The sequence below is a fragment of the Shewanella piezotolerans WP3 genome (genome assembly GCF_000014885.1).
GTDB lineage: Bacteria > Pseudomonadota > Gammaproteobacteria > Enterobacterales > Shewanellaceae > Shewanella > Shewanella piezotolerans.
Map to the genome: position 1 here is coordinate 2,647,655 of NC_011566.1, position 26,684 is coordinate 2,674,338.

At 40.5% G+C, this 26,684-nt stretch carries 21 protein-coding genes, 4 tRNA genes and 1 pseudogene; 11 read left to right on the forward strand and 15 right to left on the reverse strand.

Annotation, left to right across the window (positions count from 1 at the left end; all coding sequences use genetic code 11):
- Window positions 1-69 precede the first annotated feature (69 nt).
- Together SWP_RS23050 and SWP_RS11355 are read right to left on the reverse strand one after the other, a co-directional pair.
- Window positions 70-2,298, reverse strand: coding sequence for a hypothetical protein (locus SWP_RS23050; RefSeq protein ID WP_048908465.1), 2,229 nt, complete (start codon window positions 2,296-2,298; stop codon window positions 70-72).
- A 461-nt stretch (window positions 2,299-2,759) separates the two neighbouring features.
- Window positions 2,760-3,785 carry a phosphotransferase gene (locus tag SWP_RS11355; protein WP_020912620.1) on the reverse strand — a complete coding sequence of 342 codons (1,026 nt, stop codon included), beginning with the start codon at window positions 3,783-3,785 and terminating at the stop codon, window positions 2,760-2,762.
- Window positions 3,786-3,912: 127 nt separating this feature from the next.
- Between SWP_RS11355 and SWP_RS11360 the strand changes: the two genes are divergently transcribed.
- Complete coding sequence (locus tag SWP_RS11360; RefSeq protein ID WP_020912621.1) at window positions 3,913-4,302, forward strand: glycine zipper family protein; 390 nt, start codon at window positions 3,913-3,915, stop codon at window positions 4,300-4,302.
- A 61-nt stretch (window positions 4,303-4,363) separates the two neighbouring features.
- Here the strand turns inward: SWP_RS11360 and SWP_RS11365 are convergent, their stop codons facing one another.
- The 3 genes from SWP_RS11365 to SWP_RS11375 all read right to left on the reverse strand — a co-directional run bounded on the left by SWP_RS11365 (window position 4,364) and on the right by SWP_RS11375 (window position 8,655).
- Window positions 4,364-4,861, reverse strand: a complete 498-nt coding sequence (locus SWP_RS11365; protein WP_044555864.1) for a DUF6702 family protein — start codon at window positions 4,859-4,861, stop codon at window positions 4,364-4,366.
- Between the two features lie 3 nt (window positions 4,862-4,864).
- Window positions 4,865-7,318 carry a M1 family metallopeptidase gene (locus SWP_RS11370; protein WP_228371130.1) on the reverse strand — a complete coding sequence of 818 codons (2,454 nt, stop codon included), beginning with the start codon at window positions 7,316-7,318 and terminating at the stop codon, window positions 4,865-4,867.
- A 293-nt stretch (window positions 7,319-7,611) separates the two neighbouring features.
- Window positions 7,612-8,655, reverse strand: a complete 1,044-nt coding sequence (locus SWP_RS11375; RefSeq protein ID WP_020912624.1) for a hypothetical protein — start codon at window positions 8,653-8,655, stop codon at window positions 7,612-7,614.
- 293 nt (window positions 8,656-8,948) lie between these two features.
- Here SWP_RS11375 and SWP_RS11380 point away from each other — a divergent pair, with 293 nt between their 5' ends.
- From SWP_RS11380 to SWP_RS11395, 4 genes are all read left to right on the forward strand, one after another.
- A complete protein-coding gene (locus tag SWP_RS11380) occupies window positions 8,949-9,503 on the forward strand; it encodes a GNAT family N-acetyltransferase (RefSeq protein WP_020912625.1) in 555 nt (184 codons plus the stop codon).
- Between the two features lie 15 nt (window positions 9,504-9,518).
- A complete protein-coding gene (locus tag SWP_RS11385) occupies window positions 9,519-10,859 on the forward strand; it encodes an NAD(P)/FAD-dependent oxidoreductase (protein WP_020912626.1) in 1,341 nt (446 codons plus the stop codon).
- Window positions 10,860-10,927: 68 nt separating this feature from the next.
- Complete coding sequence (locus tag SWP_RS11390) at window positions 10,928-11,203, forward strand: hypothetical protein (RefSeq protein WP_020912627.1); 276 nt, start codon at window positions 10,928-10,930, stop codon at window positions 11,201-11,203.
- A gap of 132 nt (window positions 11,204-11,335) precedes the next feature.
- Complete coding sequence (locus SWP_RS11395) at window positions 11,336-11,665, forward strand: hypothetical protein (protein ID WP_020912628.1); 330 nt, start codon at window positions 11,336-11,338, stop codon at window positions 11,663-11,665.
- A gap of 384 nt (window positions 11,666-12,049) precedes the next feature.
- Here the strand turns inward: SWP_RS11395 and gap are convergent, their stop codons facing one another.
- Window positions 12,050-13,060: a type I glyceraldehyde-3-phosphate dehydrogenase gene (gene gap / locus SWP_RS11400; RefSeq protein ID WP_020912629.1), complete on the reverse strand. Its 1,011-nt coding sequence runs from the start codon at window positions 13,058-13,060 to the stop codon at window positions 12,050-12,052.
- Window positions 13,061-13,276: 216 nt separating this feature from the next.
- Window positions 13,277-14,149 carry a DUF2989 domain-containing protein gene (locus SWP_RS11405; protein ID WP_338057173.1) on the reverse strand — a complete coding sequence of 291 codons (873 nt, stop codon included), beginning with the start codon at window positions 14,147-14,149 and terminating at the stop codon, window positions 13,277-13,279.
- A 184-nt stretch (window positions 14,150-14,333) separates the two neighbouring features.
- Between SWP_RS11405 and SWP_RS11410 the strand changes: the two are divergent.
- The 4 genes and pseudogenes from SWP_RS11410 to SWP_RS11425 all read left to right on the forward strand — a co-directional run bounded on the left by SWP_RS11410 (window position 14,334) and on the right by SWP_RS11425 (window position 16,674).
- Window positions 14,334-15,769, forward strand: a pseudogene (locus SWP_RS11410) (glyceraldehyde-3-phosphate dehydrogenase).
- A 578-nt stretch (window positions 15,770-16,347) separates the two neighbouring features.
- Window positions 16,348-16,423, forward strand: a tRNA-Gly gene (locus tag SWP_RS11415).
- A 9-nt stretch (window positions 16,424-16,432) separates the two neighbouring features.
- Window positions 16,433-16,506, forward strand: a tRNA-Cys gene (locus tag SWP_RS11420).
- An 82-nt stretch (window positions 16,507-16,588) separates the two neighbouring features.
- Window positions 16,589-16,674, forward strand: a tRNA-Leu gene (locus SWP_RS11425).
- A 337-nt stretch (window positions 16,675-17,011) separates the two neighbouring features.
- Here the strand turns inward: SWP_RS11425 and SWP_RS11430 are convergent.
- The 6 genes from SWP_RS11430 to punR form a co-directional block, all read right to left on the reverse strand.
- Window positions 17,012-17,341 carry a TusE/DsrC/DsvC family sulfur relay protein gene (locus tag SWP_RS11430; RefSeq protein WP_044555865.1) on the reverse strand — a complete coding sequence of 110 codons (330 nt, stop codon included), beginning with the start codon at window positions 17,339-17,341 and terminating at the stop codon, window positions 17,012-17,014.
- Between the two features lie 2 nt (window positions 17,342-17,343).
- A complete protein-coding gene (gene tusB / locus SWP_RS11435) occupies window positions 17,344-17,625 on the reverse strand; it encodes a sulfurtransferase complex subunit TusB (RefSeq protein ID WP_020912636.1) in 282 nt (93 codons plus the stop codon).
- A complete protein-coding gene (tusC, locus tag SWP_RS11440; RefSeq protein WP_020912637.1) occupies window positions 17,625-17,981 on the reverse strand; it encodes a sulfurtransferase complex subunit TusC in 357 nt (118 codons plus the stop codon). The genes tusB and tusC overlap by 1 nt, the downstream gene beginning before the upstream one ends.
- 20 nt (window positions 17,982-18,001) lie before the next feature.
- Window positions 18,002-18,391, reverse strand: a complete 390-nt coding sequence (gene tusD, locus SWP_RS11445; RefSeq protein ID WP_020912638.1) for a sulfurtransferase complex subunit TusD — start codon at window positions 18,389-18,391, stop codon at window positions 18,002-18,004.
- A 57-nt stretch (window positions 18,392-18,448) separates the two neighbouring features.
- Window positions 18,449-19,102: a Bax inhibitor-1/YccA family protein gene (locus tag SWP_RS11450; protein ID WP_044556405.1), complete on the reverse strand. Its 654-nt coding sequence runs from the start codon at window positions 19,100-19,102 to the stop codon at window positions 18,449-18,451.
- 200 nt (window positions 19,103-19,302) lie between these two features.
- Entirely contained in the window at window positions 19,303-20,205 is a 903-nt protein-coding gene (punR, locus tag SWP_RS11455; RefSeq protein ID WP_020912640.1) for a DNA-binding transcriptional activator PunR, read from the reverse strand.
- 118 nt (window positions 20,206-20,323) lie between these two features.
- Between punR and punC the strand changes: the two genes are divergently transcribed.
- Entirely contained in the window at window positions 20,324-21,568 is a 1,245-nt protein-coding gene (gene punC, locus SWP_RS11460; RefSeq protein ID WP_044556406.1) for a purine nucleoside transporter PunC, read from the forward strand.
- A gap of 90 nt (window positions 21,569-21,658) precedes the next feature.
- A tRNA-Ser gene (locus SWP_RS11465) sits at window positions 21,659-21,749 on the forward strand.
- Window positions 21,750-21,984: 235 nt separating this feature from the next.
- Here SWP_RS11465 and SWP_RS11470 read toward each other — a convergent pair.
- The gene (locus SWP_RS11470; protein ID WP_020912642.1) at window positions 21,985-25,194 is read right to left on the reverse strand and encodes an efflux RND transporter permease subunit; all 3,210 of its coding nucleotides are present in this window, start codon (window positions 25,192-25,194) and stop codon (window positions 21,985-21,987) included.
- A complete protein-coding gene (locus tag SWP_RS11475; RefSeq protein ID WP_044556407.1) occupies window positions 25,191-26,387 on the reverse strand; it encodes an efflux RND transporter periplasmic adaptor subunit in 1,197 nt (398 codons plus the stop codon). The genes SWP_RS11470 and SWP_RS11475 overlap by 4 nt, the downstream gene beginning before the upstream one ends.
- Between the last annotated feature and the right edge of the window lie 297 nt (window positions 26,388-26,684).

Here is a 26,684-nt window from a genome sequence, read left to right on the forward strand (position 1 = left end):
TCATAGCGTTTTGAACACAGGTAGTAATAAATTTTAATAAGTTAGATTTACAAATAACGCTCTTACCAATTAGAAAATGGTAACTTGCACTTCTATCCAAGCATCTGCAGTTCCTAAGGTTCCACCTTTATCGACAGGGTAGATAGAAAAACCATTCCAAGGATCGGTAAAGGTTTGATTTATCTGTAAAGGTGAATCGTTGAAATCTTCTAGTGCCCAATTTGAACTGCGCGAATTCGGCGTTGAATCTAACAATAGTGAGTTATGGTTATACCAAGGCGCTGCATTTTCATCCATATAATTTTGTAAATTGATTAGAATGCCATTTTGCAGTAACGGTGTTCTCAGTTGATTATCAGGGTTAGTGTTTATCTCGCTTTTCTGCATCGTGCGATACTCTACCCAGTAGGTCTTATCTCCGTCTCCCGATTTAATTTTTAGGCCGATATTACCTGGTGCATTATGTCCTGATGCGGTGCCATGGTTAAAGGAATATATACGATAAGTCCCTGATTGAGTCACTGTAGGTACATCTGCAGCATCTATCCAATTGTTGAAATACGCTTTATACATCAAGTTCATTTCTTCAAGTGAATGTGCTCCCATTCCCATTAACCCAAACACATTTCCATAGTTAGTCACTTTATCATTGCTATTACCATTTAAGGTACTATTGCCACCCTCTATTGACATAGAGTGATGCAACCCTAACGCATGTCCAGTTTCATGTGCAATTGTTCCCGCTTTGTAGGTATAAATTTCCATCAAAGGCGGGCCAGCCTGTGAGTTAATAAAGTATGTAGATTCGGTTCCAATTGGCGGAGCCGTTACCATAATGATAGTACCTTCACCTGGGAAATTTGGATCTGTGCCAGCATTAACTAATTGCTCTTTATAATCGGGGTTCCACTTCGTTTTATCACTATTGTAGTAATTGTGATTATTTGGCATGGTTATTTTTGGTTTAATTTCCCAGGTAAAGTTGAAATTACCGTAAGATTGTTCAGTAAAGTACTCTTTAGTTTTCTGCATTTCTGCATTAATTTGAGCGGTAGTAAATTCCAAATCTTGGTCAGGAAAACGGAACGGATAAACCAAAACATGAACACCATTGTAGTCGTAACCGTCATTACCTGGGTCTGCTGCTCCCGGTGTTACTCTACAACTCGTGGCGTTAAAGTCGGCGACTAGGCTAACACCTTTGAACAATCCTTCTAAGCGAACATTATTCCAACCATTTTTGGGTTGAGTTAGCACTACACACTCTGTATTACCCACACTTGATGAGCGAATACTATCGTCACCCGCCTTCGGCCAGCCATTAGCGCTGGCTGCTAAAGTTAAGTTACCTAAGCCATGCTGAGTACTAAATGCTATGCTGCTGACATTCTGATTAAATGTTGAAACACTAAAACCAAAGCCTTGCGATGCTCCAGGCACACAAACAGGGACACCATCAGTTAATGACGTGACTGTTGTTTCAGTTTCGGTTGCACAAACATCGGCTAAACTGCCTGGATTTGGTGTTGGATCAGGATCAGGATCTGGGGGCGTGGTCGTTGAGTCGTTTGTAATGGCGGTTATAGTTCGACTCCAACCTGACTGATTAGTGCTATTTTTTGCGTGCATAGTGTAATAGTAGGTTGAATTTGCACTTACACCGGTGTCGGTATAACGGGTAGTATTCGCCGTAAGTGTTGCAATAGTAGCCCAAGAGGCGCCTGGCGCTGAGCGCTGGATTACAAAACTATCTTCGTTGTTTGAATTATCACTCCAAGTTAAATTGACTGAATTTGCAGCGGCGACCGCAGTTAGATTATTTGGTGCTGTTACATATCCAGTATTACCACCACCGTTACCACTAGAAGTTCTACAAGACGATGCGCCATAATCTACAGATAAGGATGCGCCAGTTCGGCTACCCGTAATTGCTATCATTAACCAATATTGGCTCGGATTATTGATAATAACGCATTCGCTATTAGTACCAGAATTTAGTGACTTACTAGCGTTACTATTTGTAGCTGTACTTGGCCAATTACCTTGACCGACATATAAACTTAAATCACCACTACCATGAGCGGTGGTAATTGCGATGCTATTATGGGCGTTTGCACCAGCCAAACTCAAATAGGCGGTTCCATTATTACTAACGCAAATAGGCTGTCCATCAGTTATTGAAGTCGATGCGCCCTGAGTTGAGCACATGTCTGCGATCTCCTCGGCATACACGGTATGGCTAAAAAGTAACAAACTAGCAAAAAGCGTTTTTGCTATGTTAGATGAGGGGTCTCTCATCGTATCCTCCGGTTATATTTATTGACTATTGTTTGTCCTCAAATGTCGTTTGTGGGTATCTGGTAATACTTATTTTTACAAATATTTAACATTTGGGTCGCGCTAAAACTAGTTTGCATACAATATACTGTCAATTAATTTGGTTTAATTTAAACCAAATTAAAATGCATATAAAATAACCAAAAAAATACTAGGTTTGTTAATTTTGGAGTAAACTATTGTAATATCGACTTTTTAATCTTGGTCTCACGAATGTGAGAATTTATTGGAAGGAGCAGCGCGTTACCGCATCAGAGTATAGGATTATAAAGTTTGCGACATTACATTCCTTTGTGGCTTCTGTATACGAAGTTGTGCTACTCACGGGTCTATCAAACTAACCCCGCCTCAGAGCAATAAAATCTTCATACAGATTGTTATTAATCAGTTTTGCATCAGCTAGTTTAATCTGTTGCTAAAGGTCATACTTTTGTTATTTGTGTTATAGCGATTTGGGTTAGTTTGTGGCTAAAGAGAGTACGTTTAGTATGGTCTGGTGCCCAACCCGCGAGAAACCGTTCAAAATCGGCCCAAGCGATATTAATTAAACCACGCCATTCTTGCTCAACTTCTTTAAAACTATGTTTGCTGTTTATCTCTGCTAAACTTGCCTTTAGGGCACTAAAATAAACATCGATTAAATCATCAAAATTTTGTTCAAGAGTTGCATTATCAAGACAACTACCTAGAAAATAAATGACGTCTTTCATGCCGCATCCCGCGCCTACATATTGAAAATCTACGGCAGCGACCTTAGATAAATCGGCTGAAAAACAGAAGTTTGCGATTTTCGCATCACCATGGACTAAGGTCTTAAACTTACCATTATTTAGCTTAGCATCGAGAAGAACTGCTGAGCGTTTAAGCTCATTTTCCTCCATCGCATTATACTCAGTAAGGCGTGTGCCCAAGTACCAATAAGTGCCAATCGACCATAAGTTTTTAGGCCAATCCTCGGTAACTTTAGCCTGCAAATTAAGCGCATGAAATCTCGCCAGCCATTGTAAACAAGTACCAGCTACACTAAGTGATGCATTTGAAAGTCTTATTGGATATCCCTCAGTATCTAAATCAGACATAACAATTATTCGCGAATTTGGACACGTATCATCGAGGTTTTCTTGGGCAATAAATTGAGGAAGCGCACAAGTTGGTTTTATACTATTCGCCCAGTGTTGGTAAAACTCCGCTTCAACATTATAGGAGGTTAGCTTTCGTTGATGTGCTAGTGCTCCATTCCATCCTCGTGGGTGTTGTTGGCTAGTCGGGGGCGAGATGTGTTTTACAATAAAGCGCCCATAAAAGGGATTGGACTTATCTTTATTTTCGTAGCGACCAATTTCTCCATAGCCTGACCAAAGCGATTGGATTGTTTCAATTTTTATAAATTCAGTTGTTCCCAAAAGAGCAGCCAGTTTTTTTTCGAGTTGCGCTACGTTTTTTGTCAATTTAAAAACCTAATTTAAGCCTTTGTACCATAATTGATAATACTGGTACTTTTACGAATGTGATGTGTTATTGCATTCTGTTAGCGTACTTGTCAATTATTGAATTAGAACAGCGAAGGTGCGCCCTATGAATAAAAGCATGCTCATGATTATTTTATTGCTGGTTTCATCAAATGTTACAGCAAATATTATTGTTGATAAAACCGGAGTGGATGAAAAAGATTATATCTATGATCTGCACCAATGTACTGAATTATCTACCCAGGTTCAGAAAAAAGATACGAGTAGTAGCGCAGTTGGTAGTGCTGCCAAAGGAGCTGCTATTGGTTCTGCGGGTAAAGCAATCGCCGGTGGCTCAGGGACTGACGGTGCCAAACAAGGTGCAGCGATCGGGCTAGGACTCGGTGTGCTTTCTAATGGTAGAAGTAGGCGCAATGATGCAGAAAAATTTGAAGCAGAACAACAAAATGTAGTTAAAAACTGTATGGTAAATCGTGGCTATGTGGTGCTGAATTAAATCTAATTTGCAGCTAGTTAACAAAAGGGCTAACTCTTAATTGAGTTAGCCCTTTAATATGCTATTCAAGCAATGATACGTTAAGCCATTGATCGCTATCGTTGAATAGCAAAGATTGTAACTTGCCTTTACCCTCAATATTGACCAAATTTAACTGTGATGGCCATAGTTCTTGTAGCGCTCCGTTAGAAATGGAGAGTTCAGTGACCTGGTTTGGTATAGCCGTTTCTTGGTAGACCCAAATGTACTTACCATCAAGCTCTAATCCAACAAACTTAAGTGGTAGCTTTTTAGAATCATCAGTTTCTATTGCAAACTGTGCTTGTACATATTCTGCGAAGCTGTTTTGGGTGGCTTTACTGTTTAAAATATCTGCACTGGGAGCAAAAAGCTCCTTTACTGCATGCTCAGCATCGTGAAGATAAAACTTGTGCATCACTTCTATATTAGCAACTCTATGGTTAAAACTAACGGTAGTGGTAGCCATCTTTTGCTGATGTGCGAATACTGAATGGCAGGTTAACCCAATAAAAACTGCGATGATTAACTTCAATCTCATGTCTTAGCCAGCCTTACCTGAATTAGATTCTTCATCTTCGTCAGTATTAAGTTCTGTTTTAATATCCTGCATAATGTCGCGTTTCACTTTTGCCTTACTTTTCTCTTTTTTATAGGCTTCAATTCTTGATGGAATAATCCTGCGCGGGAAGTAGTTGTTGTTCAAATCAACATCCGCTGTTTGCCAGCTTGGATCGATTTCAACTTCTTTTAGAATTTTGTCAGACACGATGAGTTTATTGACTGATTTTGGGTTTCTGCGCCAGATCTCTGCAGGAATGTTTAGTGCTTCTACACTGCCATCTTCATAAGTCATTTGCAGCAAGATCGGCATCACAAGTCCGCCGAGGTTTGAAAATTCAAGCACGTAATAGTTTTTATCTTCTTTAATCGCTCTTTTTATTACGTCACGTTCCCACGGCTCTAACTTCTTAATAAATTTATTGTATTTATTTCTCTCTTTATTAGTAACAGTATATTCATCGTTAGATTCGTAAAAATCAGTCACATCTGGGTTGAGATCTATCCAGGTTTTGAGGCCTTCCTCTTTGTTTCTATCTATTGCGATAGGGGTCGGCTTATCTTGCTCTATTTGGCGTTCACGAGCAAAATCAATATCTGGATTTTTTGTATTCATTCTAAGTTTGTAGATTTTGTCGATTGAAATATCAACATGATCCGTGCTGTAAAACCAGCCTCTCCAAAACCAATCAAGATCGACACCTGAAGCTTCTTCCATTGTTCTAAAAAAGTCGGATGGAGTAGGGCGCTTATACTTCCAACGAGTGGCATACTCTTTAAATGCAAAATCAAAAAGCTCTCGCCCAAGGACAACTTCTCGTAAAATATCTAGAGCTACTGCGGGCTTGGTGTAAGCATTAGGGCCTAGTTTCAATACGCTATCAGACTGAGTCATAACGGGAACCTGTACTGTCGATTTCATATATTCAACGATGTCGCGCGGCTCTCTTGCCCAATGAGATTCAGTTTCCCATTCTCTTTTTGCTACGGAGTCTAAAAAGCTATTTAGCCCTTCGTCCATCCATGTCCACTGCCTTTCGTCTGAGTTGACTATCATCGGAAAGTAAATGTGGCTAATCTCATGGATTACAACCCCTATCAGGAAACGCTTCTCAGATAATGTATAAGTTCGACTACCATCTTCTTGTAATACGGTGCGAGGTCCGTTGAAGGTGATCATTGGATATTCCATCCCACCTACAGGTCCATTAATAGATTGAGCAGTTGGGTATGGGTAATCAAAAGAATACTTTGAATATACTTCCATGGTATGAATGATGGATTCTGTAGAATATTTTTTCCAAAGATCACCACCTTCCTTTGGATAAAAAGACATCGCCATGACTAAAGGGCGTTCAGAAGACTGCTGTTGGTAACCTTTAGCATCCCACATAAATTTTCTAGAGGAAGCCCAGGCAAAATCACGCACATTTTCAGCTTCAAAATGCCATGTTTTGGTGTTAGTTGTTGCTGTTAATTCATTTTCTAAAGCTTCAGCTTCGGTCACGATGAAAACTGGTCTTTTGCTTGTTTTGGCTGTTTCAAAACGCTTGCGCTGGGTTTTGTTTAATACCGAACTGGCATTGGCCAATTCACCCGTTGCCGCGACAATATGATCGGCTGGTACAGTTAATTCAACGTCGTAGTCACCAAACTCCAAGGTGAATTCACCACTGCCTAAAAAGGCTTTATTTGTCCAAGCCTCATAATCTGTGTATGCGTGTAATCTAGGAAACCACTGCGCAAGCTGAAATATGTCGTTGCCGCCATCGCGTTTATCGTCAGGGAAATGCTCGTAACCACTGCGACCACCAACGGCTTTTTGTTCGGTAATGTTAAAAGTATAATTGAATTCGAATTCTACTTCTTTTCCGGGCTTCAGTGGTTCGAGAAGATCGATTCTCATATTTGTACCAACAATAGTTACCCGAAGAGGAGTGCCGTTGACTGTCACTTCACCTATTTCATATCCGACTTCATTGTCTGCTAAAAACTGTTGGCCACGTAATGTTTTTAAACTGATTTTAGTCGGCTTACCATTAACGCTGCTAGCTAGTTCTGATGGACTTGAGAAAGTGCGAGTCCGAGTGGCGATAGAGTCTGCTTTATAGTAGTTCTGATCTAACTGAAGCCAAAGGTATTTGAGGGTATCGGGAGAGTTGTTAGTGTAAGTAACGGTTTGCTCAGCTTTAAGACGCCTTTTATCTTCATTTAGAGATGCCTTAATTTGATAATCTACTTGCTGTTGCCAATATTGGTGCCCAGGTTCTCCCGCTGCATTGCGATATGCGTTTGGCGTTGGCAAATCCACATCTAACTGACGGAACTTATCTTCAAAATCACCTTTTGATTGCTTTATCACTGATGCTTGTACTGGCAAAGCTAAACCAGTAATTACTGCGCACAGTATTAGTGTTGAGTTCTTATTTTTATTCACTGGATACATCTCTTATTATCACAATAACATTGCGCCATTGCTTATTATTTATTAGTAGTTTCAAGAAATTATACAATAGACCTGATACATCAAGTTAATCATGTTATTACTAATGATTGCTGGTTTACAATAATATAATCTAGCGCTATACGTTTAACTTAGTGTGAAAATGAGCATTGATATCAACTGTTGCGGTAGATTGTATCGCCGCAAGGTCATTAGTTAGCATTTATATCGGCCCTATTATCCCGAAGGTTAACAAAGGGTTACAATTTAATGTTTTTTGACAGTGGTTAAAGCGGGAACGCTGGCGACTGACAAACCTTTACCTCAAAATGATATCCGTATGGCTTAGACATATCGGGACTAATCTCTAGAATTTCATAATCATTTAGTTCAACAATATGAGCGTTATTAGAGATAGCGCAGCGCGACTTGCCATCAGCTTCTAGCTGATAAGCAAAATGAGCAATGAATTCCCGTGTTTTTTGAGCGTAGAGCGCCCGTAGCTGCTTTGATTTATTGACACTCGTCGTTATTTCCTGCTCCAAAGTGTTTAACGTTGAGTTATCTGAGTTCTCCTTTGGTTTTTTACTATTAGTGATCTCCTGGTCTTTTTTTGCCTGCTCTAGCTCATCAACAGAGATTTGAATAACTTTTTTAAGTTCAGATTGCTCAGCAGCTGGGCTTTGGATACTTAGCAATTTTGGATTATCAAGATTTTCTTCTATAACTGAATCTACATCGCTTAGAAGTGCTAAGTGATACAGCAAAATACTGGATAGAACGAGGCGAAAAAACATCGTCCATTTTTGATAATGTTGTAAATTAGTAAGATTAAATCCGTCGATACCGAAGGGTTTTAGTAACAATAGAGTAAATAAGTAAAAGGGAACAAAAACCTGTAAAACTAGCAGCGCGATAATGCTGATTGCCAATGTCCATGCGGGTAAGTAAAGCAAAATGGCGAAGTTATGTGTATAGCTAAAGTGACTCGAAGAGACACCAACGACCTCATTCACTACGGAGGCGGCCCCTGCTAACGCAAAGTTAGCGATGACGGCATAGAATAGTAGCAGTACTGCTTTACCTGCTAGAGAGTGCCAAACCCGCGTAAATAGTGGCCAGAATTCAGCGAGCAAACCAACGACGGTGATCGCTGCGACAATGGCTAAACTTTTGTTAAAACATAATAAAATAAACGCAAAAAGATAAAGTTTTTGAACAAAGCTAAGCTTACCAACAAAAGCAAGTAAACCATCATATACTCGGTTATTGATGTTTATAATATAACGCGCCAGACTGAAAGCCGGTGGTAAAAGCTTATTTTTAAACACTTAACTTATCCCTGTTCACTATCATTTTTTTGTTTTATTACTAAAGTTTTAAGCTGATAACATAATAGAATTGAACATAAAAGTACAAACTTAGCAGCACAGTGGGCTAAAAAATATTAGTTTAACTTTACTGACAAAGACCAATAAAAGCCATCGAACGCTTAGTCGTTAGTAAAACTTCTATTGCACTAACAGTTTTAAAAAAATGACCCCATCGGTTTTTATCAATTCAGGATTTGGTTATGGGTATGCTATTGTGCCGACTAACCTTAATAGGATAAAAATAATAAAATATGATTATTGAAATTACAGATGCTTACTTCGATGAAGTGATTGAGTTAGGTAACCTTGTTCATGGGGAGGGTTATTTAGACCATAGTTCTTTGTCGATGATTGTTGAAAAGGGTTACAAGAACGGGATTAATAGCTGCTTTGTGGCATTGGAAGCAGACAAATTACTTGGGTTTCGGCTAACCTATGCCGCCGAACAATGGGATATAGATAAATGGTGCACGCCAAGCAAATGGTCGGTAGCAACTGAATATGTTGGCTATTTTAAATGCAACACAGTTGCAGAAGAGGCTAGAGGTAAAGGCTTAGGCGGATTACTGTTGCAATCTTCTGTGGCAGCGTTAAAGCAGCAGGGCGCTCAAGCGGGTATTAGCCATCTATGGAAACAAAGCCCAAATAATTCAGCTGTTCGTTATTTCAGTAAAGCGGGTGGCAAGCTTATTAAAGAGCATCCTAACCGTTGGAACAATACAAGTGAGCACCCCGATTATATTTGCGTGATCTGCGGTTCAAACTGTAGATGTACCGCAAGTGAAATGTTACTGACTTTTAACTAACTGAATTAGCTTTTTATGAATAGTGAACTTTTTGATCCCCTTTATAACAGCAGTCCTGCAAACTTAGCACCTTGTCGTTCATACTGGGCAAGCACCACCTCGCTTGGACAAGCTAGCCCAGTATTGTCTGGTAATCGAAGTGTTGATGTTGCTGTAATAGGCGGTGGCTATACTGGGTTGTTGAGTGCTTATTATTTGGCAACTGAACACAACATTGATGTCTGTGTATTAGAAGCCAACCAAATTGGCTTTGGTGCATCAGCAAGAAATGCAGGTTTTGTATTAAAGGGGTCAGGAAGACTGGGCTATAAGCAGATGGCAGCGAGATGGGATCTCGATACTGCAAAGGGGATTTATCATGAGTTTAGTGAAGCGGTATCTCGAGTTGATGGCCTGATCAACGAATTTAATATCGATTGCGAACCGCAACAAAAAGGTTATTTAAAAGTAGCGCATAATAAAAAAGCATTAGAGCAACTGCAGAGCGCAGCGGGGTTTATAAGGAGAGAACTTGGAGAAGATGCGGAGTTTATAACGGCTAACCGTTTTAAAACTGAGTTTATGAACCATCAACAAGCCTTTGGCGCGCTAAGATTAGCTGATGGCTTTGGTGTGAACCCGTTAAAACTATTGCTTGGTTATAAATCAATACTGCAAGGAAAGAGTGTTGATCTATATGAAAACACCTGCGTGACCGACTGGCTTACTGAAGGTAATCAACACCGCCTAATAACCTCTAGGGGTGAAATCCGGGCCAATAAGGTCATCACAGCAGGAAATGCCTACACACCAAAGTCGTTCAGTTCAAATATTGATAATCGTTACTTACCTATACTCAGCAATGTGATTGTTACCGAGCCATTATCAGAACAAGAGTTGCTTAGCTGTGGCCTCAATACTCATCAAGTGACAATGGATACCCGAATACTAAAATATTATTATCGCTTGTTGCCAGACAACAGACTACTTTTTGGTGGTAGAGGGGCAATACAGGGCAAAGATGCAAACAAGCCTATTTATCAAAAACGATTGAAATTTGCGCTTGATAAGTGTTTTCCACCATTACAGCAAAAGGCTGTTGCGTATAATTGGACGGGTTGGATTGCTGCAGCTCTGGACGATATGCCACATGTATATGCCTCAAACGGTGTAGGTTACAGTATAGGGTACTGTGGTTCTGGCGTCTCGTTCAGCTCACAAGCGGCGTTTAGACTAGCCGAACAAATTGCGGGAAAGCAAGTTCCAGCTTTACCACTTTATCAACTGCCACTGCCTAAATTTCCTTTACCACAACTAAGACGGGTAGGTCAGTGGGGCTATTACCATTATGGATGGTTAAGAGATCGATTTCTTTAGTGATCTCAATACAGTTCTCGCTGGTTGTGCTACCTTTATAGACTGATTTTTTTATTAGGACGAAGTACGTGAAAACACCTGTAGACAAGATGCTAAATCAACACCAGCAACTCGTTCACTCTGAAAACGTTTCCGTTTTATCTCATGTTCAACGAGAGAAAGAAGACTGGGTACTGCATACCGTCATGATAGAAGATTGCGATACCCCTTTTAAGTTCAAACGCCGCAAAAAATATAAGTGTTTAAAAGGGGCACGAGTCAATATGACATACTATAGCGCAACAGAAGGCATAGCGGGTTTTGAAATTGATGTGTTCAAAGTGGTTCGTATAAAGCGAAGCTAAAATAATAACGTAGATACATGCCGTTAATCACACTTGACTGATTAAGCCTAGGTACAGCTAACAAGAAATATAATCTCTTATAGAAAGTGACTTCCATCGATATTGGACAGTCCTATTTTAGGGAGGTGTTAGATGTATTCAAGTAGACAACTAAACAGGCAACATGCAGGTCTTGCTGCGCAGATTATCATTGATGAAAAATTATCTGTTTTATTTGATTCGGTCCAAACATCAATTAAGCTTACACAACGAGCATTACTCAAGCGATGTCTAGAGAGTAATCTTATCTCTTCAATGACATTATTAAGTCACAAATCTGAAGCGCTTGAACTACATAGAGCGATTTTGAATGCTGAACTAGGTGAAGTAGAACAAAAAATATTATTGGGTTATATTGACCAAAATATTGAAATGATAGACGACTACCTTTGCATGAATCCTAATGTGGGATCAAAACACTAATCCGATGGTTCAAGGAGTGCGTCCCTTCGGGTTGGTTTCAATGTTTTATTCTTTTATGATTAGAATGCGTTACGAGCTTTTTGCTTAACCAGCTAAGTCTCATGCTAAAATAATTGGATTCGAACAAAAACTAAGCACGAAAGACCAACAACCGCTAATAAGACGCAGCGATATTTACTCTTTATCTAGCCATATTGTGTTAACTTATTTTTAATAACACAGTTATTTTATCTCTTTCCGAGCCTCTACGTCAGCTGGCATTATGGCCAACTACAAATACTGTGAATGGCACTACCTTGTTTAATAGTGCTCCAGACTGCTTTATAACTAGATACAAAAAAGCCCAGCATTGCTGGGCTTTTATATATTAAGGTATTAGCGAATTTACTTTGCAGACATTAACGCAACAGCGTTATCTAGCATGCGGTTGCTGAAACCCCATTCGTTGTCATACCAAGCCATAACTTTAACTAGACGGCCATTAACGCGGGTTTGAGTCGCGTCAAAGTTAGATGAGTAAGGGTTATGGTTAAAGTCGATAGAAACCAAAGGCTCATGGTTTACAGCTAACACTTCACTCAGTGGCGCTACAGAAGCTGCTTTTTCAATGATAGCGTTAATCTCTTCGACAGTTGTGTCGCGAGCTGCTACGAATGATAGATCGACCAGCGATACGTTGACTGTAGGTACACGTACAGCTAAACCGTCAAACTTACCAGCAAGTTCAGGCACAACTAGACCTACTGCAGCAGCTGCGCCGGTGCGTGTTGGGATCATTGACATTGCAGCAGCACGAGCGCGGCGCAAATCAGTATGGTAAACATCAGATAAACGTTGATCGTTCGTGTAAGCATGAATTGTTGTCATTAGACCTGATTCAATGCCAATCTCATCATTTAACGGCTTAGCAAATGGTGCTAGGCAGTTGGTAGTACAAGAAGCATTAGAAATCACCGTCATGTCGCCAGTAATTTCGTCATTGTTAACACCGTAAACAACCGTTGCATCAACATTCTTGCCTGGTGCAGAGATAATAACTTTCTTTGCGCCTGCTGTTAGGTGCGGTTGAACAGACTCTTTAGAAGTGAATATACCGGTACACTCGAAAACAACGTCAACGTTAAGTTCATCCCACGGAAGTTTCGATGGGTCGCGCTCCTGGAATGTAAGGATCTTATCTTCATTAACAAAAATAGCATCGTCAGCGTGCTCTACTTTTGCATTGAAGCGACCATGAACAGAGTCATACTTTGTTAGGTGAGCGTTGATTGAAGCGTCGCCTAGATCATTTAACGCAACAATTTTGATAGGGTAGTTCTTTTCGCTTTCATATAAAGCACGTAGAACATTGCGGCCGATACGGCCATAGCCGTTAATTGCAACTCGGATAGTCATCTCATATCCCTCAGGTAAAAGTTTAAATAGAATCTGGTAGTAAAATTACCAAACTGACAGCTACCGTCAAGCAATATCGACCAAATAGGCGCGATTCCCTTAACAATTTAGGTAATTTTTTTACATGGATCGCGTATTAGGTTATTTTTCAGCTAAATGAAGAAAATGTTTGTAAGTTGGCAAACATATTGCCGAATACAAATTACACGAACCTTTTTAGTTAACTGCTTGGTCTAAATCTTGCTCCAAGACTATTTTTAGCTTACTTTGCGCATACATTCCAGATTCTAGTACATTAGCCAAATTTTCAGCTTCTTTATCTAACTTTTCTTGCAATATCTTATTCCCTTGGAGCATTGCTAACATCTGTTCCTCTACAAAATTAGCATCTGTCATGATGATATTTGTTCTTGATAACAAATAATGCATCTCTGGACGATTTTCATTTCTATAAATGGTAGCTAAAGCTAACAACCAGTCTGGATCAAATGAGTCTTTGTCGGCGCCAGATAATGTTGCTGCATACAATTGCTTTGATTTATTCGGGTCGATCTTAAGGTAATGAGCCGCAAGTTGCGCTTTGAGCCTAATATCTTTAATTAATCCATTCTTCTCAGCGTCGAATAGTACTTTTCCAGCTTCTATATCGTTAAACCTAGACCAATGATAATAAGCTAAGTGTGGGTCTTGGCTGTTTTTGGTTGTTTCTTGTAGTTGAGCCAATGTCTGGGAACTTAAGCCAAAAGCTCGAGCACGATCGTTGGTGCGCTCAGGATGCAAAATATGCTGCACTCCAGCAGCAAGTTCAATGCACTTGTTGTAATCTTCTAAGTACAATAATTGGTCGAAGATCTGTTCACCCTTTGGTGCTTCAGTCATCTTTAACTGGTACCGGTTACGAATTAGGTCGCCTTTTTCGAACCTACACCAACTATCTTTATGTAGATCTGAACAAAGTTCAGGATTTTTGTTACATATCTTCTGGGTATTTGAGGTTGGTTCGCAGCCAAATAGTCCAAAAAAGGCCGTAATTCCTAGAAGTGATGTAAACATTACAAATTTTCTACTCAAAATAGGCTCCACGCGCATTTTTATCTAATTAAATTACATCGTTATATAAAATATCTGACTAGCCTGAAAGGCCAGTTTTCATTACAATAGCGCCGACCAAACGGGGAAAGACACCCTACATAACCTAGATTATTGGTCTTTTCTTTTTGTTACTCAAACATTTCTGATAGAAAATCAGAAAAGTGAGATAAAGGATCTGTTAATGAGCGCTGATAAACACCTACAAAGCTGGCAAGAACGTTTCGAAATGGCCGAGGCTATGCAGCCTTTACTTGGTAAATTATATCGTAACCAGGTGTAGAGGTTGTCGTATACGGTAAACCACTACTGAACGCTTCTACCATTGAAATCATTAAATCACATCGCTTAGTGCGCCGTCATGTCGGTGAAAAACTAAGACTACGTGAAAGCTTTCCATTTATCGAAGCTTTAAGCAAGTTAGCGGTAAAACAGTGCAAAGTCGATATCGGGAAATTGGCTGTTAATTACTGGCGTGAATACAAAGATGCTAGCCAAATCGAAGCTTACATGAGCAGCGAATTGTCAGCAGCTATCACACAAGAAGATACAGAAGAAGCAAGAGATGTTGTGCTTTACGGTTTTGGCCGTATCGGACGCCTACTCGCTCGTTTATTAATTGAAAGAACGGGTGTGAGCAACAAGCTTAGACTCCGTGCTATCGTCCTTCGTGGTGGCCGTAAAGGCGACCTTGAAAAACGCGCAAGCCTACTTCGTCGCGACTCTGTACATGGACCATTTAATGGTTCTGTTGAAGTTGACGAAGAAAACAATGCAATCATTGCTAACGGCACTTATATTCAGGTCATCTACGCAAACTCTCCAGATGAAGTTGATTACACAAAGTACGGTATATCTAACGCACTAGTGGTAGATAATACGGGTATTTGGAAAGATGAAGCAGGGCTTGGTTTGCACCTTAAATCAAAGGGCGCGACCAAAGTTCTATTAACAGCTCCAGCAAAAGGGGCAATTAAGAACATCGTTTATGGTGTTAACGAGTCTGACATACTTGATGAAGATACGATTGTATCTGCAGCAAGCTGTACGACTAACGCCATTACACCTGTGCTTAAAGCAGTTAATGATAAATATGGCATTGTAAATGGTCACGTTGAGACTATTCACTCCTACACAAATGACCAAAACCTTATCGATAACTACCATTCAGCTGATCGTCGCGGTCGCAGTGCACCTTTGAATATGGTAATTACTGAAACAGGTGCTGCTAAAGCTGTTTCTAAAGCCTTACCAGTGCTTGAAGGTAAGTTAACAGGTAACGCAATTCGTGTTCCTACACCAAACGTTTCAATGGCAATTATTAGTCTGAACCTTAATGGTGAAACGAATAAGCATGAAATGAATGAATATTTAAAAGATATGGCGCTGCAGTCTGAGTTGCAAAATCAAATCGATTTCACTGAATCTACTGAGATTGTATCTAGTGATTTGGTTGGTTCTCGCTATGCAGGTGTTGTTGATTCTCAAGCAACTATTGCTGATGGTAACCGTACTATTCTTTATGTTTGGTATGACAACGAATTTGGTTATAGCTGCCAGGTAGTCGGCGTGATGCAAAAAATGCTAGGTCTTAACTACCAGTCATTGCCACTTGGCTAAGCCTGAATAGAGTTAATACCGAGAAAAACGCCTCTTTCATAGAGGCGTTTTTTATTTATAGGTTAGCTCTGGTTTCATTAGCGCGCTCTGTTAGTTACACAAGCTCATAGAACGCCTTCAAACACTTAAATCTGCCTCTAAATAATTTGAAAGCGCTAACTTGTCTTCACGGCTCAATAGCCAACACTATTAATGCCAGTCCCATAAATTCCGGCCATTGGAGCTAGTTGTTCAAAAAAAGTGTCATGGGCCATTGAAGACATTCCACTTAACCAAAGCAAACTATTTAATACTAGTTGACTAAGGCTTAGTCATTACTTGACGATGTGTATCGTTACTAAGCTAAACATTTTCATTTTTTGTATTATTTATAAGCATCCAATAACAAGGCAGGGCATTGATATTGTGCAACTAACGATCAATGAGAACAAAAAACGTTATCTTTGATGCTTTTAACGTCAAACAGTTATAAAAAGCATTTTTCTCGATTGACTATGCAGAGTAAATCGGTAGAATGCCATTCCGTAGTCAAGGGGAAGCGAACTAAGCAAGAACTTGATTACAAGTTAAATTGAAATGCGACATTAGCTCAGTTGGTAGAGCGATACCTTGCCAAGGTATAGGTCATCGGTTCGAACCCGATATGTCGCTCCAATTTAATATGGCGCGATGGCAGAATGGCTATGCTGCGGATTGCAAATCCGTCGATCTCGGTTCGACTCCGGGTCGCGCCTCCACAGTTTAAGAATTTGATGAGTGGTTAAGTAATTAACTACAGTGTTTCTACCGATAACACGTATCATCAAAATCAAAGAGTTTGCCCGAGTGGTGGAATCGGTAGACACAAGGGATTTAAAATCCCTCGCTTAATAGGCGTGCCGGTTCAAGTCCGGCCTCGGGTACCAAATATTCTCGCGAGAGAATTACAATAAGCCTCAACGAAAGTTGGGGCTTTTTTGTATCAAAAATTCCTCTATAGAAGAATTGCCTTAAAACCTTGAGTTATGCCAATCTGTATAAGAAATTGAGCGACTCAGAGCGTTTTGGGTACGTAAATTCAAGGCTGGCTAATTCAAAGTGAGTAATGACATTACCTCAAAACCGCTAAAGTCTCCCTGAGCGATCAAATCTTTATACTGACTGGTTTTAAATACTCTGAAAGTTATCGCAGTCATAAGGTTTAGGCCTAAAAAAGCCCAAATCATTGGGCTTAAAAGTTTTACACTGGTCAGTTTCAGGCTGTTAGATACATTTTGCAGGCTTGGGTAAACCCGCAATTTTTGTCGCTTGCTTGGCAGGCCCTACAGGAAACAAAGTATAGAGATATTTTGAATTGCCTTTGTCTGCACCTAAGCTTTGTCCAATCGCTTTTACGAGCACACGAATGGCAGGGCTTGTTTTAAACTCTAGATAAAAGTTACGCACAAAATTAATGACTTCCCAATGTGCATCTGTAAGTTCTATCTCTTCCTCTTTAGCAATTATGAGCGCGAGTTCTGGGCTCCAGTCACTCACAACTTTTAAGTAGCCTTGGTGGTCTGTCTCTATTTTCTTTCCGTTAAATTCAATCATTTCTACCAGCAAATCACTTTGTTATGGGTTAGGGTCAGCGCAACAAAATCTGCGTAACCAATCATTTTAAATGCACTCAAGCGTGATTGTAATCCACGTGCAATAACATCATCTTCCAGTACTAGCACGTTGTAATCGTTTAAGCGTGATTGCCACTCTTTGATTAATAAACAATTAACCGCATTAGACGATAGCAAAATGCTATCAGTAGTGTTTATGTAGCGTAAGCAAAGTTTCAGTGCAGCGCTTTGTGTAGGAGACGATTGTATATGATGCAATATCATTAGAATACTAAGACCTCATCTACATGGTTGAAATGCTCTGCAATCGCTTGTGAAGAGCAGAATTGAACCTCTAGCTTTATATCGTGCTCTGTAAGCGCTAATTCTTTCATAGCGGCCTCGCAGACGAGAATAGTCTCAATATCATAAAGGGGAAGCGCGCCAAAAGTGGCAATGTAGTCTTTAGCTCCTACGGTTTCTGGAGCTTGGTTCTTTAGCAAGTTTAAGATCCCTTCATCAGTAAAAACTAAGCTAACTTGTTGCTCAAAGCTAGCGCTGAGCAAAGCGAGATCGAGTGCTTCGCGACCTTTGGCGTTACCATGGGGACCTTGACTGAATACAATACAAAGTTTCTTCAACTTTTACTCCTTTACAGCCTTTAAAAGCTAACTAATCGATCAGCAGACTCAATACCCGTAACAAGTTCACCCAAGCCACCCATTATAAATGGAGCTTCCATGTTCCAATGCTTAGTGTTGTTTTCTTGTGCTTCACTAACGGACAGCACGCCACGACGCAGCGCAGCAGAGACACAGTTAACTAATGGGAACTTGTATTGTTGACTGAGAGATAGCCAAGCGCTTTGAAGATCAAACTCGTCACTTGCAGGACTGTTAAAACTATTAGTATTGAGAACGCCGTCTTGATAGAAAAAGACTTTATCAATAAGGTGACCGTTTTGTACGGCGGCTTCGGCAAAGCGATAGGCATTATAACTCGATCCGCTACCGTAAGCAGGGGAGTTAACCTGAATAATAAATTTGCTCATGATAAAAAAAATGGCCCTTAAGTAGGACCATTTTAACTCAATTAAAATTAATTGGAATTAGTCATCGCTGCCCATACCCATTAAATGTAGCAGTGCTACGAATAGGTTTAGGAAATCTAAGTACAAAGAGATGGTTGCACGAATATAGTTGGTCTCGCCACCATTTACGATTTTGCTCGTATCATAAAGAATAAACCCGGTCATCAATAATGCAATACCTGCATTAAGTGCCATGAAGACCATGCCGTTACCTAGGAACAAGTTAACGAGAAGGCCGACAACCATAATCACTAAACCAGCAATTAAGAAACCACGCATGAAAGAGAAATCTTTCTTAGTGGTAACTGCGTAGCCTGAAAGGGCAACGAAGATTACTGATGTTAAGCCTAACGCCTGCATAATAAGCTGTGGGCCGTTAGCCATACCTGCATAATGGTTGAGGATATAACCCAGCGATGCACCCTGCATGCCAGTGAAAGCAAATACCCAGAAGATCCCTGCACTTGACTCGGCTTTGCGTAATGTCACGAACAACAGTACCAAGCTACCAATTGATAAACCTAAAGACATCATAGGGCTAATTGCTAATGCCATGGCTAAGCCTGCACATACTGCAGAGAATGCCAAAGTCATTGAAAGTAGCATGTACGTGTTTTTAAGTAGTTTATTAACCTCTACAGTCGATTGACCGTAAGTGGTTTGTTGTGTCATATCTCTCATTTCTTTCTCCGAAGACAAATGCTCAAGCTGTATATTTGAGCCTTAATTAACCAGGTAGTTCCCGATTTTCTTAATAAGCCTCAAATTGCTCGTTAAGTTATTGAATCATACATTAGCTTTAGCGTGTGATAAAGCTAATGGCAGGTATATCTGTGTCATATGCAACGATACAAACCTCAAGTAGACTAATTTTAGTCTAACCAGTCCTTTTGAAGCTTCGCTGTATCACCTAAATAATCGAGCACCCACGCCATTGCTGGTGACTTATTTGATGCGTTCCAAGCTAAACAGCAGGGACTTTTTTTCTTAGAATGTTCAAGTTGCTTTTCGATCAATGCACCAGTTTTGATAAACGGTGAAGCAAAGTGAGCTGGCATATAACCAATACCAAGTCCTTCACGAAAACAATTTATCGCCCGGATCCAATCGGGTACCACTAAGCGCCTTTGGTTCTCGAGTAACCAAGTCATACGCTTGGGGATCTCGCGGGAAGTATCTTCTAAACAAATTGAGGGATATTTGCGTACTTCATCATCGGTCAATGGTCTATCAATACTGGCAAGTGGGTGGTTCTTACCGACCAAGAAACACCAATCAATCTCCCCCATATCCCTAAAATGATATTCTCCACCAACTGGAATGGCGGTTGTCGCCCCGATGGCAATATCGCTACGCCCAGTTGCAATCGACTCCCATACACCATTAAAGACTTCGATGCGGATAATAAGCTCTACATTGTCGAAAGTACGGTAGAAATCTGCGATCAGGTTACTGATTTTGTCAGCGCGAACAATATTATCTAACGCAATAGCGAGGGTAGGTTGCCAGCCATTAGCGACTCTAACGGTATCAGAGCGCATCGCCTCCATCTCGGTCAGTAAAGTGCGGGATTGCTTAACGAAATGCTCGCCTGCAGGGGTCAAGCTTACGCTTCGATGGTGGCGAATAAACAGAACGACACCAAGTTCTTCTTCAATTTGTTTAACTGCATAGCTGACTGCTGAAGGTACTTTATGCAATTTATTGGCGGCAGCGGTAAAGCTGCCCACGCGGGCGACCATATCAATTAGCTGCATAGATTGTTCTGATAGCATAGCTCACATCCTGCTGTGATTATTTTTGATGGCTAATGTGAAAAATAAACGTTTCACAGCCATTTGGCAAGTGTTTACACTCCGCATCCTAATTTATCTAATTCTATTTTTACTACTTATGAAATCTCTAATGAATGTTAAATACTATCTATTTCTTACCTATCTAGCATTGCTAAGTATGCTTGGCTTCATTGCAACGGATATGTATTTGCCTGCGTTCAAAGCAATTGAAGACACAATGGCAACATCACCTTCAAAAGTGGCGATGTCGTTAACATTTTTCTTAGCTGGCCTAGCGCTAGGACAATTAATTTATGGTCCTATTGTAGAACGTTTTGGTAAGCGTAATGCGCTAATCTTTGGTCTTACGGTTTTCACATTGGCTAGTATCTCTCTAGCAACGAGCGACTCAATGTTAGTTTTCAATATATCGCGCTTTATGCAGGCGATTGGTGCTTGTTCAGCGGGTGTAATTTGGCAAGCTATCGTCATTGAAAAGTATGACGCAACAAAAGCGCAGAGTGTATTTTCTAATATTATGCCTTTAGTCGCACTATCACCTGCGCTAGCACCTATCTTAGGTGCATTAATACTCGAGTCGTACGGCTGGCAAAGTATTTTTATTACCTTGACCTGTTTAGCGGTTGCTATGATTGCGTTTACTTTTAGCTTTGTTCCGAAAGAAGCTAAACAAACTAATGTTGAAAAAAGTGATATTAGTTACCTCTCTATACTAAAAAACACGGGCTATTTAGGAAACGTGATTATTTTTGGAGCATGTTCTGGTGCTTTTTTCTCATACCTAACAGTTTGGCCAATGGTTATGGAACAACATGGCTATGATGCAACGGCGATTGGCTTAAGCTTTATCCCGCAAACAATCATGTTCATTCTTGGTGGCTATGCAAGTAAAACGCTTATTCGTAAGACAGGTACTGAAACTGCACTGAAAGTGCTGTTGAGTCTGTTTGGCTTGTGCGTTTTGGCTATTGTTATCGTGACTATCTTAGTTAAAGGTTTGTCGATATTCCCGCTGCTAACAGCTTTTTCGATACTCGCGGCTTGTAATGGTGCTATTTATCCAATAGTCGTTAACAGCGCCCTGCAGCAATTCCCGAAAAATGCTGCAAAAGCAGCAGGTTTACAGAACTTTATCCAAATTAGTTTATCATTTGGTGCATCAAGCCTAGTTGCGATATGGGTCACTAAAGGCGAGATGGCGATAGGTTGGGGCATTATGCTGTGTTCATTTATCGTGTTCGCTGGATTTAAGCTGCGTAATTTCAAAAACTGGAATGAAGTAAATGAAAACTTTGTATTCCCAGATCCTGCCCGTATCGGTGCCAGTAAAGAGGAAAAGTAACCTGTTTGAGCTCTATTTAACCAACTAGGTAAAAATTTTACGATTAAGTCTTTACAAGATTAATAGGGCGCTATATTATTCGCGGCGTTCGGAGAGATGGCAGAGTGGTCGAATGCACCGGTCTTGAAAACCGGCATGGGTTTGTAGCCCATCTAGGGTTCAAATCCCTATCTCTCCGCCACATTAAGATGAAGGGCTACCAGAAATGGTAGCCCTTTTTCGTATAGAGGATTAGCCTCTAAGCTTATAATGATAAAACAATCATTTGCTTACCTGTAGCGAAAGCACTCAAAACCTTTCAATTATCTACATCGATACACAGTACTTTTCTTTAGCACCTTCTTTTACTAATTCAACAAAAAAGCCAGCTGCGATAACAACTGACTTTTGAAAGCTTCTTCAACAATTAGGTTGGTTTAGCTCTGTTCGGGAACTAACTTATTTTGTAACACGGGGTCAGAGAAAGTATCCGACTCAGTTGGCTCCTCAACCCGAGATTTACTACCAACTAAGCGTTTAATGTCTTCAATAGTGACATAAAGACAAGGGATCAGCACTAATGTCACTACAGTCGCAAACAAGACACCAAAGGCGAGAGAAACAGCCATTGGAATGACCATCTGGGCCTGCATACTCGTTTCAGCCATAATCGGTACCAGTCCGATAAAGGTAGTTAACGAGGTGAGCAAAATCGCTCTAAAGCGTCTGCAACCCGCTTCGAGTACTGAGCGCTTCATCGGAATACCAGATTCTCGCGATTTATTGATGTAATCAACCATCACCAAGGAATCGTTAACCACAACACCGGCCGCTGCAATAATACCAAATACTGAAAGGGCACTCAGATCTAGGCCTAACAGCATATGTCCTAACACTGAACCAATTACGCCAAATGGGATCACCGACATGATCATTATTGGTTGTGCATAAGACTTGAGCGGTACTGCAAGTAAGCTATAGATAACTAGCATAGAGATAAGGAAATCTCTTAGTTGGGTATCAGCACTATCTAGTTGCTCTTGAATGTTGCCTGAAACTTCACTTTTCACTCTTGGGTACTTGGTCAGTAACTCTGGTAAGAAGTTATCTCTGATATCTTTAGCAAGCTTAAATGGTTCAGCTTGATCAGCATCGACAGAGCCCCAAACATTAATTGTTCGGTTACCATTTTCACGACGTATACTGTTTACACCATCAGTAATAATGATCGTTGCGACCTCTGACAGTGGGATCTCAGCACCTTGAGGAGTCTTGATTAGTACGTCAGACACTTGTGCAATTGAGTTTCGTTGCTCTTCAGGGTAGCGCAACATCACTTTGATCTCTTCACCATTGCGCAATATACGCTGTGCTTCAAGACCATAGAAACCATTACCTACCTGGCTTGCAATATCAGCCAAGGTTAACCCTAAGCTGTTCGCTAAAGGTTTAAGCTCAAACTGAACCTCTTTGGCACTCGATTGACGGCTATCGTTAACATCGCCGACGCCTTTTAAGGTATTGAGCTTGGCTTTTAACTCTTTAGCTGCTGCTACTAACTGAAGGTCATCTTTCCCTTCTAATCTAAAGCTAATGTCACCATCGTCGCGGCCACCACCAAATAAATTATCCTGTATGCTAAATGACTTCATTCCCGGAATAAGCGGCATGCTTTGACGCCACAATTCAGCAACTGCGAAAGTGTCCATAGGGCGTAACTCTGGGTCAACTAACTTTGTCATTACCTGAGCTGACGTTCGGCCACGAAGCTCCACTTGCATATCTGAGATCATCTTTTGGCCATACTCAGCTTCAAGTTCAGCATCTACAGTGCGTAACGCTTTTTCGATCTCAAGTGCAGCACTTAACGTCGCGTTTTCTGAAGCATCGATGTTCATTTCAAACTCGATCCGAGGAAAATCATGAGGGATCTTTGGTTGGCCGATAAAGCGGACTAAACCTCCAGCGTATAAACCAGCGCAGATCATGATTAGACTTATAAATATCATGATTACGGTATAACGGTATTTTACTGCAAGCTCTAAAGATGGACGGTAGTACTTTGTGATTAAGACTTTAAGTCCGCTATCCACTTTTGATTGTAAAAAGTTAACCACATTACGTAGCCAATCTAACGGGTTTTTTGAACCAGGTTGGACCACTTTAGGTTGTTTCATTCGCGCTAAATGTGCAGGTAGAATCAGTTTCGACTCAACCAATGAAAACAACAAACATAAGATAACCACAAAGCCAATTGCTTGACCAAAGGCGGAGGAGGGGCCGTCATCGAGTGTAATCGGTAAGAAGGCTGCTATAGTAGTCAAAACACCAAAGGTTGCTGGCATTGCTACCCGTTTAACACCTCTTATAACGTTATCAATGTTTTGACCTTTCTCTTCGCACTCAGCATGGGCACTTTCGCCCATTACAATGGCATCATCGACGACAATACCAAGCACCAGAATAAAGGCAAATAAACTGATTACGTTAATCGTGACGTCTATCATGCCCATTGGCATAAACAACAAGGTACCTAAGAAACAAACAGGTAATCCCATCATTACCCAAAATGCTAATCTAACGCGTAAGAATAGAGCGAGCAGAATAAATACTAATACTGCTCCACTTTTCATGCTATCGAGCATCAGGTTTAGGCGGCCTTCGAGGTAATAGGTCATATCAACCCAAGGCTCAAGCTTTACGCCTTCTGGTAAGGCTTGTTGCTTGTCAGCGATATAGCTTTTTACGACTTTCGCAACATCGGTCAAGCTTTGATCATTGGCAGCACCAATAAAGAAGGTAACCGAGTTTTTGCCGTTAAATTTAGAGTACTGAATACCTTCTTGGAAACCATCAATAACGGTGGCGACATCACCAAGAAGCAAAGTAGAACCATCTTGCAGGGTAATTAGTGGCAAGCTTTCAAACTCATAACCAACATAAGCTTGGTTTTGAACTCGAAGGTTAATATAGCCATTTTCCGCTCGTATTTGACCTGCAGACATATTACGCGAGTAACCACGAACTGCAGCTGCAACGTCATTAAAAGTAAGACCAAACTCTCTAAGCCTATCTTTACTGACTTCAATTGCAATCTCGTAGCCAAGTCCGCCGTAAAATTCGGTAATATTGACCAACGGCAGTTGCATTAACTCATCGTGGATCTTCTCACCTAAGTCTTTAAGCTGTCTCTTGTTGAGGTCGCCGTAGAGACTAACGTACATAACTTCTTGTCTTAGCTTAATACGTTCGACTTTTGGTCGTTCCATACCATCAGGAAAGCTTGAAATCGAATCTATTTCAGATTTAACTTCATCCAACACAACTTGCGGGTCATAGGAGTCTTCAATTCTAAAGTAACCTGATGATGCATTACGGTTAGAATAGGTAATAACACGCTTAAGACCTTGAACACTTTCAAGTGCTTCTTCAATCTTAATGGTGATCCCTTCTTCTACTTCTTGAGGTGCAGCGCCTGGATAGACAGCATTAAACTCAAGCCAGTTGATCTCAACGGCAGGAAAGAATTGTTTTCGGATGGTATTGGCAGTCAACAGTCCACCAAGCAAAATAATGATCATTAGCAGGTTTGCTGCTACGCTATTGCGGGCAAACCAAGCAATGATACCTTTATGTGTATCAATCATGATTTATCCTTATCTTCCATCGCTATTTGCGTTGGCTGTGTTTCGGAATCGTCATTGTCTAATGATTTGTCTTTTGGTAGTGCAAGTTGCATCCCTTCAATAGGATAATCAAGTGCAGAAGTTATAAGGTTCATGCCAGAGTTTAAGCCATCGGTAATGATCACTTGTGAACCTATTTGACGTACAACATTAACATCTACATATTTAAGCTTAGATTCATCATCGAGCACGGCAACTTGACCATTAATCACTAAGTGTCTAGCGACTTTTGTCACTTCACCTGCATGGACACCGCCGATACTTGCTGTCACATAAGTGCCGTAGCGTAATTCATTATTGTTTGATTTAAGTCCATAGGGATCAGAAACTTCAGCGACTAAGTAAGTCATTCGGCTGCGGCTATCAATAACCCCTTCGCTACGAACGATTTTTGCTTTCCACTCTTGTGGTTGGCCAGCAAAATTGCCTTTTAAAATAACATCAGCGTTGTTGCCCTTGTTAGTTAAAAACTGGATCTCTTTATCGGCGATGGGTAAGCGGATCTCTGCATTATCAGTGCTTAATACTTTACCCAAATTTGTCCCCATACTCACATAAGAGCCTAAGCCAATATTGCGTGCTTCAATCAGAGAATCGTATGGCGCTTTAATCACGGTACGTTCTACATTTCTTTTTGCACGTTTAAGGCCTGCTTCTGAAGAGTTTAGCTTTGCTAATTCTTGTGCAAGCTGTGGTTTACGTAAACTAAGTTCAGTCGGTACGCCGTCTTTAATACGTTTCCATTCTTCTTCAGCTACCTTTCCAAAGGCTTTTTCTTGCACCAGTGTGGCACGCGCAGAAGCCATGGTTGCTTGTGCATCAATCAATGCTGCGTCGTAATCGCTAGGATCAATCTTTGCTAAAATATCTCCTTTTTTAACAAAGCCTCCACGAACGAACTTCTCTGACAGGTATACAATTTCACCGTTTACTTGAGAAACCAGCTCTGTTTCATACTTTGCAGCAACCACACCGTAAGAACTTACCGAAAAATCCATTGGTCTGATTTCTACTGCTTGAACTGAAACCAATGGAGTGGTGTCCAGCTCTTCTTTTTCTTCAGGTGGTTTTTTTAATGCCGCCATACCAGCAAAGCCTGCGATACCAATTACAATCACGACCAAAGGTAAAATTATCTGTTTTTTCGTAGCCACGAACACATCCTCTTGTTGAAGCAAACACAACACTCATTTATTGCGTATAAAACAATTGGCCGATAACGCCAATGCCAAACGCAATTCAATTATTATTTTGAGTGTATGTTAATAGATATGAGGAATTGTAACAGCTGGATTGTGTAAACTTGTGTTTCATAGATTTACATTTGAAAGCCACTTGATGTTATCTATGCTGATAATCTAATCTGAAAAACAATATAACTTAAGTAATTGTTAATATATTACAGTTAGATGCACAATATAGGGCAGCTAGAGTACTATTGCTTGAAAGGA